This window comes from Acinetobacter sp. AOR43_HL, from assembly GCF_027854635.1.
Classification (GTDB): Bacteria; Pseudomonadota; Gammaproteobacteria; order Pseudomonadales; family Moraxellaceae; genus Acinetobacter; species Acinetobacter pittii.
Genome location: NZ_JAKTHX010000008.1, coordinates 167,665 through 181,882, shown reverse-complemented (window position 1 = coordinate 181,882; position 14,218 = coordinate 167,665). Strand labels below are relative to the sequence as shown.

General features: G+C 38.5%; 14 protein-coding genes. 7 read left to right on the top strand and 7 right to left on the bottom strand.

Translation table 11 applies throughout. From position 1 onward, the window contains the following. Positions 1-2: 2 nt before the first annotated feature. Positions 3-3,218 (bottom strand): lytic transglycosylase, encoded by a 3,216-nt coding sequence (locus MKL33_RS05140; protein ID WP_270906602.1) that lies wholly within the window; start codon positions 3,216-3,218, stop codon positions 3-5. Between the two features lie 233 nt (positions 3,219-3,451). Between MKL33_RS05140 and dnaQ the strand changes: the two genes are divergently transcribed. From dnaQ to nudC, 3 genes are all read left to right on the top strand, one after another. Next, entirely contained in the window at positions 3,452-4,831 is a 1,380-nt protein-coding gene (gene dnaQ, locus MKL33_RS05135) for a DNA polymerase III subunit epsilon (protein ID WP_270906601.1), read from the top strand. 130 nt (positions 4,832-4,961) lie between these two features. Then, positions 4,962-6,605: a chemotaxis protein gene (locus tag MKL33_RS05130; RefSeq protein WP_161281832.1), complete on the top strand. Its 1,644-nt coding sequence runs from the start codon at positions 4,962-4,964 to the stop codon at positions 6,603-6,605. Further along, a complete protein-coding gene (gene nudC / locus MKL33_RS05125; RefSeq protein ID WP_005070517.1) occupies positions 6,605-7,348 on the top strand; it encodes an NAD(+) diphosphatase in 744 nt (247 codons plus the stop codon). Before MKL33_RS05130 ends, nudC begins: the two co-directional genes overlap by 1 nt. Before the next feature lie 28 nt (positions 7,349-7,376). Here the strand turns inward: nudC and MKL33_RS05120 are convergent, their stop codons facing one another. The 3 genes from MKL33_RS05120 to MKL33_RS05110 form a co-directional block, all read right to left on the bottom strand. Beyond that, positions 7,377-8,240 carry an alpha/beta hydrolase gene (locus tag MKL33_RS05120; RefSeq protein ID WP_270906600.1) on the bottom strand — a complete coding sequence of 288 codons (864 nt, stop codon included), beginning with the start codon at positions 8,238-8,240 and terminating at the stop codon, positions 7,377-7,379. Between the two features lie 3 nt (positions 8,241-8,243). Then, positions 8,244-8,951 carry a BON domain-containing protein gene (locus MKL33_RS05115; protein ID WP_002117601.1) on the bottom strand — a complete coding sequence of 236 codons (708 nt, stop codon included), beginning with the start codon at positions 8,949-8,951 and terminating at the stop codon, positions 8,244-8,246. A 79-nt stretch (positions 8,952-9,030) separates the two neighbouring features. Then, positions 9,031-9,432, bottom strand: a complete 402-nt coding sequence (locus tag MKL33_RS05110) for a YraN family protein (RefSeq protein WP_005070523.1) — start codon at positions 9,430-9,432, stop codon at positions 9,031-9,033. 209 nt (positions 9,433-9,641) lie between these two features. Between MKL33_RS05110 and rsmI the strand changes: the two genes are divergently transcribed. Next, positions 9,642-10,478 (top strand): 16S rRNA (cytidine(1402)-2'-O)-methyltransferase, encoded by an 837-nt coding sequence (gene rsmI / locus MKL33_RS05105; protein ID WP_033848667.1) that lies wholly within the window; start codon positions 9,642-9,644, stop codon positions 10,476-10,478. Positions 10,479-10,577: 99 nt separating this feature from the next. Next, positions 10,578-10,964 (top strand): hemin receptor, encoded by a 387-nt coding sequence (locus tag MKL33_RS05100; protein WP_270906599.1) that lies wholly within the window; start codon positions 10,578-10,580, stop codon positions 10,962-10,964. Positions 10,965-10,966: 2 nt separating this feature from the next. Here the strand turns inward: MKL33_RS05100 and MKL33_RS05095 are convergent, their stop codons facing one another. Beyond that, positions 10,967-11,857 (bottom strand): LysR family transcriptional regulator ArgP, encoded by an 891-nt coding sequence (locus tag MKL33_RS05095; protein ID WP_270906598.1) that lies wholly within the window; start codon positions 11,855-11,857, stop codon positions 10,967-10,969. Between the two features lie 105 nt (positions 11,858-11,962). Between MKL33_RS05095 and MKL33_RS05090 the strand changes: the two genes are divergently transcribed. Beyond that, positions 11,963-12,565: a LysE/ArgO family amino acid transporter gene (locus MKL33_RS05090; RefSeq protein ID WP_002117603.1), complete on the top strand. Its 603-nt coding sequence runs from the start codon at positions 11,963-11,965 to the stop codon at positions 12,563-12,565. A gap of 55 nt (positions 12,566-12,620) precedes the next feature. Here MKL33_RS05090 and MKL33_RS05085 read toward each other — a convergent pair whose 3' ends face one another. After that, positions 12,621-13,262, bottom strand: coding sequence for a cation transporter (locus tag MKL33_RS05085; protein WP_270906597.1), 642 nt, complete (start codon positions 13,260-13,262; stop codon positions 12,621-12,623). Between the two features lie 65 nt (positions 13,263-13,327). Between MKL33_RS05085 and MKL33_RS05080 the strand changes: the two genes are divergently transcribed. After that, complete coding sequence (locus MKL33_RS05080; protein WP_017398653.1) at positions 13,328-13,729, top strand: Cd(II)/Pb(II)-responsive transcriptional regulator; 402 nt, start codon at positions 13,328-13,330, stop codon at positions 13,727-13,729. A gap of 38 nt (positions 13,730-13,767) precedes the next feature. Here MKL33_RS05080 and MKL33_RS05075 read toward each other — a convergent pair whose 3' ends face one another. After that, positions 13,768-14,019 (bottom strand): hypothetical protein, encoded by a 252-nt coding sequence (locus MKL33_RS05075; protein ID WP_002117665.1) that lies wholly within the window; start codon positions 14,017-14,019, stop codon positions 13,768-13,770. Between the last annotated feature and the right edge of the window lie 199 nt (positions 14,020-14,218).

Sequence of the window (14,218 nt, the reverse complement as noted above, 5' to 3'; positions counted from 1 at the left end):
TTTTACAAATTAGGCACTTTAATCACATCACCAATGCGAAGCTGAGTAGAAGGCGTTAAATTATTCAGCTCAGCCAATAAATTGGTTTCTAAACCATATTTACTCGCAAGACCGATTAAGGTATCACCACGCTTCACTTTGTATTCCACGACAGTTTTTGGAATCACAATATTCTGACCGCGCTGTAAGTTAGCATTTGCTTTTAATGCATTCATTTCAGCCAGTTCACGCACTGAAATACCAGCACGGCTCGCAATACTATTTAAAGACTCACCAGATTTAACCGTATATCTTTCAGTGTTTTTACCAGCAGCAACTGTTTTAGTTGAAGACTTAGTATCTACTTTAGCTGTTTCAACTGTAGGCACATCACCCGTTAGCTTTAAACGCTGCCCCACACGAACGCTACTGTTGCGTGAAAGACCATTTAATGAAGCAAGGTAGTCCAGCTGTAAATGGTAGCGATTAGCGATATTACCTAAGCTATCGCCAGATTTAACTGTATAAGTTTCTGGTGTTTCTTCTTTGGCGTTTTTAGAAGATTTAGTTGGCACTTCTTCAACCGTACCTGTTAGTTTTAAGCGTTGACCAGCACGCAAACCAGCAGTACGAGACAAACCGTTTAGGTCAGCCAAATAGCTTGTTTGCAAATTATATTTACTCGCAATCGCATTTAAACTATCGCCAGACTGTACAACGTATTGTTCTGGAACACTTAAGCCTGCCGGTACTTTTAAAGTTTGACCAAGCTGTACATGGCTATTTGCTTTTAAGTTATTTAATTCGGCTAACTCAGCTAGGCTAATTTTTGATTTAGTTGCAATACTCGATAAAGTATCACCACGTTGTACTTTATAGCCTTCTGTTTTATAAGAAACACTTGCTGATGCTTTCTCAGATTTACTAGAAGCCTTAGTTTCAGCAACTTCATCTACAGAAATATCTTGTGTAGGCACATTAATTTTTTGGCCTACCATTAAGTTACTGCCCGCAGTTAATCCCGGAGTTAATTCAGCAAGTTCCTGATTAGAGAGCGCATAACGATCTGCAATCAATTTAAGGTATTCACCGCGCTTCACAGTATAGCTTTTAGTTGCTATACGTTTTGCACTTGCCTGAACTGCTTTTGGCTCGGCTTTAGTACTTGCGCGACTATTCTTTGGTTCTTTTAACTGTAGTTTTTGCCCAACAAATAAGCCATCAGTCACTGATAAATCGTTATATTCAGCCAATTGTCTTACTGACAAATTAAACTGGTTTGCCACACCGCTTAAGCTATCGTTAGCCTGAACGACATATACATCTGGTTTAGCTGTGCTTTTTGAAGTCGTTTGAGTTTCTTGTGGCTTAGCATCATAAAGGTAAAGCGTTGAACCAACATATAACGTCTTCTCAGGATCAATCTGGTTCCACTTAGCAACATCGCGCCAGTTTACGCCGTTTTTCATCGCAATAACGGCTAAAGTATCACCCGGTAAAACTGTATAGGTACTACGTTTGCCTTTAGGCTGCACAACCACTACATCTGTGTCAGTTTTAATGTAAGGCTTGTCTTTATTACGCTGCCCATCTTCAGAGTTAGCCACAGTCACATCTTCAGCTAAAGTTTTTGGATATGCAAAACCTTTACTTACTTCTTTACCTTGTTGCTCTGCAACTGACTGACTTGTTTGAATCGCAGTTAATTTAATTTTGCCATCATAAGGATCAACAATTTCTGTTCCTTGTGGTGCAATAGCTTTTAACTCGGCAACTACTTGATCTTTTTCAGCCTGCGTTGGTTGTGGCTCTAAAGCTTGTTGAACTGTTTCTTTCTCACCTTCAGCTCGAACTGCCGCTAAAATCTTTTCACGTTCTGCAGCCGAGATTGGTGGCTCTGTCTTCACTTGCTTAATATTTGCCGCAGGTGTCACAGCAACAGGAATACGTGGAGCACTTGGTACATCAGCCGAAGCTGCAAACGCGGCTAAAGCATCAGACCCACGTGGAGTTGAAGTTTTTACCGTGGTAGAGCTACTCGTTGTTTTAGTAGGTGTAGACGGTTTAACCGGTTGAACCTGATTTGCAGGCATGGTTTTAATTGTCACAGATGTTGACGCACTTACATCTGGCTTAGATGGTGAGGTCACATTTGCCCACCAACCTGAACCACCGCCAGACGTCATACCTTTTAATTTATTATCAATTGAAGGACTTAAATCCGCCGGAATCAAGATACGCATTGGACTTGCAGGGTCTACCATTTCACCACGATATCCCGGGTTTAATGCATAGAGTTCCGAACGACTTAATCCAGCTACAGAAGCAATTTCATTTAAAGATAAAGGTGCAGATAAAGTCACTTCACGGAAATGGGGTCTATTTGCAATTGGTGGTAAAGAAATACCGTAAGCTTTTGGATTTTTAATAATTTGGGCAACAGCCAAGAAACGAGGAACATAGTTCATGGTTTCTTGAGGTAATTTTAAAGACCAATAATCAGTTGGTAAACCTGCTGCCTGATTTCGGTTAATTGCTTGTTGAATACGTCCCGGTCCAGCGTTATAGGCTGCTAAAGCAAGCTCCCAAGAACCGAATTGGTTATATAAGCTTCCTAAAAACTCATAGGCAGCACGAGTCGACTCAACAACATCTCGACGGCCATCATACATGCCTGTTTGCTTTAAGCCATAAATACGGCCAGTACTCGGAATAAACTGCCATAAACCTGCTGCTGCAGCACTACTTGTTGCAGCTGGGTCATATGAACTTTCAATTACAGGTAAGAGTGCAAGTTCTGTCGGCAAACCACGGCGTTCAGCTTCTTTAACTGTATGGTACAAATAACGACTTGCGCGGGCACTTAAACGATCAAGATAAGGCTGACGAGAAATAAACCAACTACGCTGAGCTTCAATACGCGAATCCCAATGGTTCAAATCCATTTTGAAACCAACAGACATACGTTTCCAGACATCACCATGCTTTAAAATAAGCAGACGGTCACCTTCTACAGCACGCATATCAGTTGCTGAAAGTAAGTCTTCCAATGAATCAAGACTACTCGCATCTAAATAACCTGCACCACTGACCTGTTTCGATTTTGAGGTTTTTGCAGATTGCGGAGTCGATGAACAGCCTGTTGTAATACCCAACGCAGCTAACGCAGAGCTAAGTACGGTAATTTTAAACAATGATGCTGCAGATGGCTGCCACACAAATGTGGTTGGTTTATACATAAAAACTTCCAAACAACTCGCGTAATATTTTTTTGGGGTCTGCCCACAAACCCTAGGTCTTCGATGCCATTGTAGTAAAGCATGCAAGATAGACAAGGCAATAATTTAATGTCATTTGCATGGAAATGTTACAAGAAATTAAAAAAACCTTGCTTTGATACGATGGAACCGAACTTTTTGCGTATACAATACACCATATTCAGTTCTTTTTCTTTTAGTTTAGGTTTCGATTTATGTCTCAAACAATCACACTGTATGTTGATGGTGCATGTCGTGGCAATCCGGGTTTAGGTGGTTGGGGCGCATATGTCATTACTGAGCAGGGTGAACATAAATTATTTGGCGGTGAGCCTGATACGACCAATAACCGTATGGAACTCACTGCTGCCATTGAAGGTGTTTCATTTTGCCCAGCCGATGCACATTTGATTATCTGGACAGATTCAAATTATGTGAAGCAAGGTATTACTGAGTGGATTCATGGTTGGAAAAAGAAAAACTGGAAAGATGTAAAAAATCCTGACCTTTGGCAGAAATTAGATGCTGTCTGTGCAGGTAGAAATATTGAGTGGAACTGGATTAAAGGCCACGCAGGACACCCGGGCAATGAAATGGCAGACCAGCTTGCTAATTTAGGTGCAGACAAAACTGCGAAAGAACTCAAGCAACCACAGTCTGCCACTGTATCGCAAGATATAAAAAAGCCTGAAGAGGACTGGCTGCTAGATGACCCTTTCGGGTTTGATCTGGCTGGCGCAACAGAAGAGGAAAATATCCATCTTGAAGCATCTGAAGAAGTTGAGATGATTATTGTGGAAGAAGAAATTATTGAAGTTGAAACTGTCGAACAAGAAAGTAAGCAGCCAACCAATAACATTCATCCTCAAATCGTTGTGACCGAAGCCAAGTTAAAATTACAAGGTCCTCGACAACTGATTCTCGATACGGAAACTACTGGTTTTTATTTCCAAGATGGCGACCGCATTATTGAGGTGGGCGCGATTGAGATGATTAACCGTAAGCTTACGGGTAGCTCGATTCATATTTATATTAACCCACAAAAACCAGTGGGAGACTCAGAAAACATCCACGGTATCAGTGATGATTTCTTAAAAGATAAACCGCTCTATGCAGACATTGCTGACACCTTATTTGATTATCTCAAAGGTGCAGAGATTATTGCCCACAACGCGACCTTCGATATGAACTTCCTTGATATGGAGTTTAAACGCGTAGGGCTTCCTGCACTTTCTGAAGTATGTGAGGTAACGGATACTTTAGCTTTAGCGAAAAACAAACATCCGGGACAAAAAAACTCCCTTGATGCGCTTGTAAGACGTTATGAAATTCCAGCACGTGACCGTACTTTCCACGGCGCATTACTCGATGCTGAAATTCTTGCTGATGTCTACTTGGCAATGACTGGTGGTCAGGTTTCTTTTGATATAGATGCCTTATCTCAGAGTGAAAATAGCCAGCAAACAACCAATAGAAGCAGAGTTCAAATTGACCTCCCTGTAATTTACCCTTCAGATGAAGAGTTAAATACACATGAGACTTGGGTCAAAGAATATGAGGAAAAACACGGAGAACCTTGCCTTTTTGCAAAATAAATTTTTGATTCTTTAGTGTTTTTAGCTTTTCCCCTTTGTAAGTTAAGTTATATTAGTCGCATAGATTTTTAGCTCAAATTATTGAGCACTACGAATATAACAATTGATTTTTTTGCAAAGGGGAACGTTTATGTCTGAGCATACGTCGATTCATTTCGATCCAACAGCTTTACTCATCATTAAACATGAAATTGATCGTTCAATAAAACTGGTTGAAGGTGCAGTAAGTACCTTAATTGAAGAACAGGCTCTCCCTTTTGGTATTGATGATGCATTAGAACAATTTAAACAATGCACTCAAGTTCTACGCTTAATTGATGTTCCTTATCTTGCAAAAATCACTCAATATTCGACTGAGTTGATGCAAAAAATTATTGCGAATCCAACCCAAATTAATACGGATGATGTGGTTGCCCTAAGTGAAGGCACGACCATGGTAAAGCGCTATATTGAATTTATCTGTTTGCGTGAAATACAAGTTCCACAATTTCTTCTTACGACCTTAAATAATTTAGAATTGGCTTTAAATAAGCCACTGACTACCTCCGGACAAGCTATTGTTCCTTTACTTGCAAATACTTCGCTTGAACTGCCCTTGCCTGAAATATTAATTAGTGAAAAAACTCAGTTCATCCATCAACTATACAAACTATCTCTACACCAATTTTTAAAAAAGACAGCTTCAGCTCAGAATTTTCAAGCCTTTAAACTTATTGCAACCTATTTGGTCAGCATGGCGAACACTCAGCCAAGCCAAAAGTATTGGCAGCTCGTCAATTATGCTTTTAACCATATTGATAACCTACTTTTAAATGATTCACGTCTACGTGTACTGATTAATATTGAAAGTCATATTGCTCTATTTTTAGCAGCGCCCGAAAGTTTTGAGCCCAATTTAGCTGCCTTCGCAGATATTTTAAGTATTGTTATTGCTCAAGAAGATGAGATTGCTCACCATATTCGTAACCAGCTTCATATTGGTGATGAAACACCAACTGATACTCAATTACTCATTTTAAGTCGCCATCTCTTTGGTCCGGACTTTGACACGATGCACACAGTCAGCCAATTAATCTTAGATGAAATGAATAAGGTGCGGAACGATATTGAATACAACTATCAAAATATGTCGCCTGAAAAAGCACAGCAACTACAAGTGAGCCTTTTACAATTGGCTCATACCTTTAAACTTCTAAACCTTGATGAAGCCGCATCTGCTCTTTCTCAACAAGCCAGCAGTTTAAGTCAACTTAACATTTTAAGTGATGAAAACTATGCTCAGCAGCTGATGAACAGCATTTTATCTGCTATGAACTCAATTGGTATTTTGGTACGCAATTACACGTCAAATCGTCTACAACTTAGCGTAAATAATACGGCGATTTCTTTAGACCGTCTTGATGAAGCTCATCAAGCTTTGCTTACCGAGACAAAAAATTTAATTGATTTTATCTGTCAGAGTCTTACTTTGTATGCCAATGATCAGACACAAAATATTGAAGCCATTGCAGGTTCATTAAAAGAGTTAGCGGGTGCAGCTGAATTTTTAGGAAGTACGACGCAACAACATGCTTTACTCCAAACTGCCCAATTTGTTCAAGAGCAACTTGAACAAAACCAGCCTTTTAATACAGACCAAATTCACTGTATTTTTAACGTATTAGCAGGCATTGACATGTTAGTTGACAATTTAAAAAATAAACAACCTGTTCTACAATCCATGTTTAATGTAGCATTGTCGAGTAGTCAACAACTTCAAAAAAAGGCAGCTTAATGTCTGAATTATCACTTGCTTATATTTTCCATCATCAACAATTACTGGTTGACCAGAATCTCCAACTACCCAAAGTCGAAAAGTTAGCAAGTGATTTACTTTTCACTCATGATGAGCAAGTCATTGCACGTGACTTGCTTGCTGAGGAACCTATCCCCGAAGGCTTACAACTTGTCCCAATTCGCCAGCTTATTACCAGCTGGTCGAAAGAACAGTTTTTGCAAGCGAGCCGTGCTGTTCAATTACTTGAATGGCGACGTAACCATAAGTTTTGTAGCCACTGTGGACATCCGACAGAAGTTCATCCAACCGAATATGCAATGGTATGCCCTTCTTGTCGCTACCACCAATATCCTCGTGTAAACCCTTGCATTATTACCGTCATTACTCGTGGTGATGATGAAATCTTGCTGGCTAAGTCAGTTCATAACAAAACCAATATGTATGGTTTGATTGCAGGTTTTGTTGAGGTAGGCGAAACACTTGAAGAGGCAGTACAACGTGAAGCCTTTGAAGAAGTAGGTTTAAAACTTAAAAATATTCAGTATATGTCCAGCCAGCCTTGGCCATTCCCAAGTAACCTTATGGTGGCATTTCGGGCAGAATATGAGTCCGGTGAAATTAAGCTTCAAGAAGAAGAAATTGCAGATGCACAATTCTTCAAAATTGATCAATTACCTGAGATTCCGTTTAAAGGAAGTATTGCTCATTCAATGATTATGCAGATTACCCAAGCTGGGTAATCTGCCGTGTTGTAAACGAGACTCTCGTTTAAAACACTTCTTCGAGAAAATGTAAGATCGTTCTTTTCGTTCTGAAATAGTGGCTAATAAAGCTAGAAAGACTGGCCAAAATTGTAATATGTCCAGTTTTGGGAATCACAGCGATATGACTGTGATTTCCACTCTGTCTTAAAGCCCGATCCAAATCCAACGTATTTTCTTTGCCGACAAGCTGATCATTTTCAGCCATGAGTAAGTAATGTTTAATACTATTTTGATTGACGAAATAGTATGGCATCACTTCTTGATAAGAAATACTTTGATCAAAAGCATCTTCAGCTAGTGGGTCACCCTTATAATCAAAATGATAAGGTCCAGCTAAACCGAAAATCGCCTTAATATTTCCTAAACATTGAATAGAATTTGGCGTTGGGTGATAAACAGCAGACATTACATTAAATGCCCCTGCTGAATGCCCCATAAGCACAACATTTTCTGTAGAAATTTCTAGTTTGTCTTGGTTTTGATGTAAATAATTCAATGCCTGAGTCAGGTCATCAACAAAACTCGGAAAAATATTTTTAGGAGCTAATTGATAGTTGATAACTGCAACGTCATAGCCTTCTTTAGCAAACGTCTCACCAATAAAAAGATAATCTCGCTTATTACCATGTTGCCAAGCACCACCATGTACAAAAACAATAAGAGGCTGATGTGCTAGTTTTTTAACAGATCGGTAAATATCCAAACGGTGACGCGGCTTTAGACCATAACGTACATTTGCGACCTGTTCAAAACCATCTTTTGGCGTAAAACGGTTTAAAGCAAAACTCCCCAAATCATAAAGGCGGAACTCTTTATAGAGAGTTCGCGCCTGTTCAATTTTACTTTGTAGTTGTTCAATCAGATTCATATATTACTGTGCATTCGAAGCTGGATCTGTTTGGTCAGGATCAATTGCAACAGGAGTTTGAACTGTTGGTTGAGCAATGACGTTATTAATAATTGGTGTAGTCGTTGCACTAGCAGTACTCGCCGCTGGCGCAGGTGCTAAATCAACGTTATCAATGAGTGTCACAATTTTGGTCACGTTACCCACATTTTGAAGCACATTATTTAAATCATTAATTTCAGCTGTATTTAAACGGCCCATCACATAAAGTACGCCGTCTTCGGTATGGACAAGTACTTTACTGTCCGATACAACTGGCGCTTTCATTAATAGAGCACGTGTATTTGCAGTTACACCAGCATCTTGCATGATCGTGTTATAGCTGACCTTATTACCCACGGTAATATAGTTATGTACAGCTTTTACATCACTCATGGCTTTAAGATTGTCTTCTGCCAATTGTTTCAAGTATGGGTCTGGCACTTGTCCTGTTAATAAAACAGTACTATGGAAACTTTCGATATTAATACGTGATTGTTTAAAACGCTGATCAAGCTTATAGAGGTTAATATTCGCTGTACGTTTAATTGAAGAATCAATGAATACCTGACCTAAGCTACGTACACCACTATCTGTTCCGACTGGAGCTGTACCTGTTCCACCAGAAATAAAACTTGCGCAACCTGACAAACTTGCGACACAAAGCGCTGTTACAGCAATACGTTTCAACACTCCACCAGACTCCTATCAATCTCTTCTTGGCTTGATCATAAAACATCGGTTTTAATTTGCTCAAAAGAGTAATGAACTCTTAATCCAAAGTAAATGCATTTTCGATCCATTGCAGATCATAATGGAAATTTGAAAAGTCTTGCTGTACTGTTTTTGCAATTTTCTGTGGAAAATCAAAACAAATCACATCAAAACGACAATAAAAATCCTGATAAGATGGGTAGCGCTGTAAAAAACGCATCGCGGTTTTAATAATTTTCTTCTGCTTTGTTCTTGTCACCATTTCGCAAGCCTGTCCATAATTTCCTATAGTACGTGCCTTTACCTCAACAAAAACCAGCTCTTGCCCTCTTTTAACAATCAAATCCACTTCACCACGGCGTGAATGGTAATTACTGGTTACCCATACATAGTTTTGCTTTTGCAACAGGTTTAAAGCTGTTTGCTCTGCCCATTTCCCCAACTGCTGTGCTAATAACATTTTTATCTTCCCCAAATTAAAAGTAGCACCACATATTTTGATGCTTAAATTATTTCGTTAAATCCATCCGTACTTTCCGATCTAAATTGAACAAATGAAAGTCAGATCATTTTGGAAAAACAAAGCTTGGCAGACATTGTTCACGCCCAAATCATAATTTCGGGTAAACTACCCCATTAAAATTGTTTATCTGTACGGAGTAAAACCAAATGAGTGCTCAGTTATTCGTTGTAGCCACCCCAATCGGGCACTTAGATGATATGACTTTCCGTGCAATTGATATTTTAAAATCCGTTTCTATTGTAGCTGCCGAAGATACACGTCAATCAGCACAATTATTTAAGCACTATAATATATCGACTCAACTTACTGCATGTCATGATCACAATGAAAGCAATAAAATTGAGCAGTTAGTTCAAAGATTACTTGCGGGCGACAATGTTGCTTTAATTAGTGATGCAGGTACGCCGCTTATTAGTGACCCCGGTTTTAAGTTAGTTCGAGCTGCTCAAGAACATGGCATTAAAGTTGTTCCTGTGCCTGGCGCATGTGCTGCAATTGCCGCTCTAAGTGCAGTAGGTCTACCGAGCGATCGTTTTAGTTTTGAAGGATTTTTGCCATCAAAAGCTTCTCAACGTATTTCTCAATTAGAAAAACTCAAAAATGAAACTCAGACCTTAATTTTCTATGAAGCACCACACCGTATTTTAGAATGTGTAAAAAATATGGCTGAGGTATTTGGTGAAAACCGTCCTGTAGGTTTCGCACGTGAAATTACCAAAACCTTTGAAACCATCAAAAAAATGACTTTAAAAGATTTGGTCAGTTTTATAGAAAATGATCACAACCAAGAAAAAGGCGAAATTGTTCTTGTAGTTGGCGGTGCGCCAGAAAAAACAGATCTGGAACAAGAAAAACTAGATGAACTTTTAAAGCGCTTACTTCAAGATTTATCTGTTAAAGCGGCATCTCAACTGGCTGCTGATTTAACAGGAGTTAAGAAAAAAGTCGCTTATCAACGTGCGCTTGAGTTAACACAATCTTAATCTTTTAATTAAGCACAGTGATGAATAATAAATATTCTTCATCATCACTGTGCATGAATTTTGCATAATAATATTAAAGATAAAAATAAGAGTATTTACATGAATGTACAGTTTGGAAAACTTGGGCCGCATGAAGAGTGTGAACTAGAATTACTACTTTCAGGCGAGAAATCTATCGCTTTGTTTTATGATCTATTACCTACCGAGTTTTTAGAGCATCTCGAGCAAGGTACTTTATCTATGCTGAGTAAAGATATTGAAACCTCTTTATCTTTACCATTTTCAATTATGCTGATCTATAAAAATGCTCCTTTAGCACATTTAAATGAACTTGTGTTATGTATTGAAAAATCACTAAAGGAGACTCAACTCGAAGATCGCTTAGAACTTGACCGTAGAATCGGACAACTTTTAGGTTACTCAACACAAGATATAGAGTTTTATATTCAGCATGTTTCAAATTTTTATGCCCGCTCACGGACTTAAATTTATCTCAATATCTTTTTTGCTGACTGAACAATTGTTTCAGTTAATACATCAAGTTGCTGTGACTGTCTTTTCCAGTGGTGCCAATATAAGGGAACATCAAGTTCGGCTTCAGGCATAATATCAACAAGTGTTCCATTTTCGAGTAGTGGCTGAACCTGCAACTCGGGCACCATGCCATAGCCTAAACCTAATTGAATTGCTTTGACGAAAGCATCTGTTGCTGGAATAAAACTATAAGGATAACTTTGCATCGGTAAACCGTATCCTTTTAATAGAACCTCTGAATGCATTAAATCTTTATGATTAAAAATAACTGCTGGTGCTTTTCTTAATGCGTCTCTATTCACTCCAGCACTGAACCATTTATTTACAAATTCAGCAGAGGCCAACATTTTATAACGCATTTTTCCTAGTGGTTGAGCTAAACAACCTGACATGACCTGCTCTTCTGCCGAAATACAGGCATTGACTTGTCCTGTCTCCAATAAAGTGTGCGTGTGAGATTGATCATCAATTTTTAGTTCTAATACTATTTTTTCTTTAAAAAGCGTTTGCTGAATATTTGGTAAAAGCCAAGTAGCTAATGAATCTGCATTTGAAGCTAGAGCAATTTTATAAAATTCAGATTCTGATGATTTTCCCATCAAACCTTGTAATAAATTTTGCTCCATTAATCTCGTATGACGTAAATGCTGCAATAAAGTTTGCCCTGCTTGAGTGAGCACACACGGGCGCCCACGTATAATGAGTACTTGTCCTAAATACTTTTCTAAAGCCTGTACGCGTAACGAAACTGCAGAAGGCGTAATATATAAATACTCTCCTGCTGCATCAAAACTTCCCAATTCTGCAACTGCAAGAAAGGCTTCACATTGTTTGCTATCCAACATATCAAACCTAAATTATTTTTAGCCAAACCTAAATATTCTTAATTTTACTTATTTCTTAATAAAAAGTCAGATAATTCCCATATCTGATTTTTCCACCTTATTGTTATGTTCTCTCTTAGTATATTTTTTAAAGGTTTCGGTATTGGCAGTGGGCTTATCGTAGCAATTGGAGCTCAAAATGCTTTTGTCCTAAAACAAGGACTTAAACAACAATATGTATTTTGGTTGTGTCTAATCTGCGCTCTATCCGACTCAATTTTAATTGCCTGTGGTGTATTAGGCTTTGCCGAAATCATGACGGCATCACCTATCTTAATTACCGTAGCTAAATATTTAGGGGCAACGTTTTTATTAGTTTACGGTGCTAAAGCATTTTATGCTGCATTTAAGACTACCCAAAGTATGGACCTTGATAGCAGTCAAAAACAAACATTAACTCAAGCATTAGTGACCTGTCTTGCCTTTACTTGGCTTAATCCTCATGTCTATTTAGACACTATTGTTCTGATTGGTTCAGTTGCAACTCAGCTTGAAGACAAAGTGAGTTTTGCTTTGGGGAGCATTCTTGCCTCTTGGGTTTTCTTTTTTAGTCTAGGCTATGGTGCAAGATTATTAAAGCCACTATTTACCAATCCCAAAGCTTGGAAAATTTTAGATTTCATTATTGGTTGCGTTATGTGGAGTATCGCTATAACCCTCTTGTTTTAACGGCTTAAAATAAAAAAGGATCATATAAAAGATCCTTTTTTATTACTCTTGAGTATTACGCTTCACTGGCAACTATAACTCTTGCCTGTTTTCTTTCTTGTTGTGACTGTTTTATAACAACATAGCCAGAAGATACACCCAAGTATGCAATGACAAAGGCAACAAATAAATCGGGAAATACACTTCCTGTTCCAAATACCCCAACCGCCGCTAAAATTACAGCAATATTGGCAATTGAGTCATTTCTACTGCACAACCAAACAGAGCGCATGTTGGCATCCCCATCACGAAATGCATAAAGCATAAGCGCCACAGAAACGTTAGCAATTAGAGCCATTACACCAATTGCCCCCATCACCATTGGTTCGGGTGAAACACCATAAAAATACGACCAGATCACTTTCGCAATGACAAAAACACCGAAAGCCGCCATCGTTATTCCTTTAAGTAGTGCCGCTGTCGCACGCCAATATAAACTCATCGAAAGAACGACTAAAGATAATGCATAGTTTGCTGCATCTCCGGCGAAGTCCAATGCATCTGCCCAAAGTGAAACAGATTGGGCCTTATAACCTCCCAATATTTCTACAACAAACATTAAAGCATTGATTACAAGTGCAATCCATAAAGCTTTTCTAAAACGCGGACTCACTTTCTTTGAAGGAGAACATGTTGAAGCACAACCACATCCAGCCATTTTATTTCCTCAAAAACTCTTTTATAGTGATTAAAAACCCTCGAGTAGCTCCAGAGTCAAGTCTTATGAGTCTTTCTATTGGTCAATTATCAAAAAAAGCGGATATTCCAATTGATACGATCCGTTATTACGAAAAAGTAGGTGTACTTGATCGCATCCAACGTTCAGAAAATAATTATCGTGTTTACACCGAACAAACACTTGCAGACCTTTTATTTATTAAGCATTGCCGTGAATTAGATATTTCACTGAGTGATATTAAAACGTTAAAGGAAATGAAAACTCAGCCTAAACAGGCCTGCACAGAAATTGATAATTTAGTCGATAAATACTTAAAAGAAGTATCTGAAAAAATCGAACGATTATTACTTTTAAAAGAATCTTTGATTGATTTAAAACAGCACTGCTCTACCAATCGAACAGTAGATGAATGCGGGATCTTGAAAGAACTTCAGAACGCACCTTAAAAATAAAAAAAGCATCACTCATGTGATGCTTTTTAGGATTAATGGTCGCTATGTTCATCTGGAGGAACTTCAGTAATTCTCCCCCCTCGAGCTAAAAATGCGGCAACTTCATCTTCCAGCGCTTGGCGCTGTTTTTGCTTAGCAGTCACAGTCAGTGTTTCTGCCTCAGCAATATCAGTATCATTAATACTGCTTGCTTCTTCATCAGCTGCACCGCTTTCAGCTGCTTTCGCTTCATCTTCATCTACAGCAGAATCTTCTGCATCTTCATAATCATTGATATCTGACATTTTTCACTCCCCAGAATGATTTCTATTGCATCATCGCTATGGTCCCAAGACCTCAGAAATTTAGCAATCTCTTTGCATTTAGCAAAGAGCCAAATTGGTCAAATGTGTATCTTTTTCAACCCAATTGGTAATGATATATAAATGATTGCTTAAAAAATATCTACTGATATTTATTTAGACCAGTAGAGCATAAACTTCG

Coding starts and splice junctions, on each gene's coding strand:
- MKL33_RS05130 (WP_161281832.1), top strand. CDS start 4,962: ATGTCTGAGCATACGTCGATTCATTTCGATCCAACAGCTTTACTCATC.
- MKL33_RS05110 (WP_005070523.1), bottom strand. CDS start 9,432: ATGTTATTAGCACAGCAGTTGGGGAAATGGGCAGAGCAAACAGCTTTA.
- MKL33_RS05090 (WP_002117603.1), top strand. CDS start 11,963: ATGTTCTCTCTTAGTATATTTTTTAAAGGTTTCGGTATTGGCAGTGGG.
- nudC (WP_005070517.1), top strand. CDS start 6,605: ATGTCTGAATTATCACTTGCTTATATTTTCCATCATCAACAATTACTG.
- MKL33_RS05085 (WP_270906597.1), bottom strand. CDS start 13,262: ATGGCTGGATGTGGTTGTGCTTCAACATGTTCTCCTTCAAAGAAAGTG.
- MKL33_RS05100 (WP_270906599.1), top strand. CDS start 10,578: ATGAATGTACAGTTTGGAAAACTTGGGCCGCATGAAGAGTGTGAACTA.
- MKL33_RS05120 (WP_270906600.1), bottom strand. CDS start 8,240: ATGAATCTGATTGAACAACTACAAAGTAAAATTGAACAGGCGCGAACT.
- dnaQ (WP_270906601.1), top strand. CDS start 3,452: ATGTCTCAAACAATCACACTGTATGTTGATGGTGCATGTCGTGGCAAT.
- MKL33_RS05080 (WP_017398653.1), top strand. CDS start 13,328: ATGAGTCTTTCTATTGGTCAATTATCAAAAAAAGCGGATATTCCAATT.
- MKL33_RS05140 (WP_270906602.1), bottom strand. CDS start 3,218: ATGTATAAACCAACCACATTTGTGTGGCAGCCATCTGCAGCATCATTG.
- MKL33_RS05095 (WP_270906598.1), bottom strand. CDS start 11,857: ATGTTGGATAGCAAACAATGTGAAGCCTTTCTTGCAGTTGCAGAATTG.
- rsmI (WP_033848667.1), top strand. CDS start 9,642: ATGAGTGCTCAGTTATTCGTTGTAGCCACCCCAATCGGGCACTTAGAT.
- MKL33_RS05075 (WP_002117665.1), bottom strand. CDS start 14,019: ATGTCAGATATCAATGATTATGAAGATGCAGAAGATTCTGCTGTAGAT.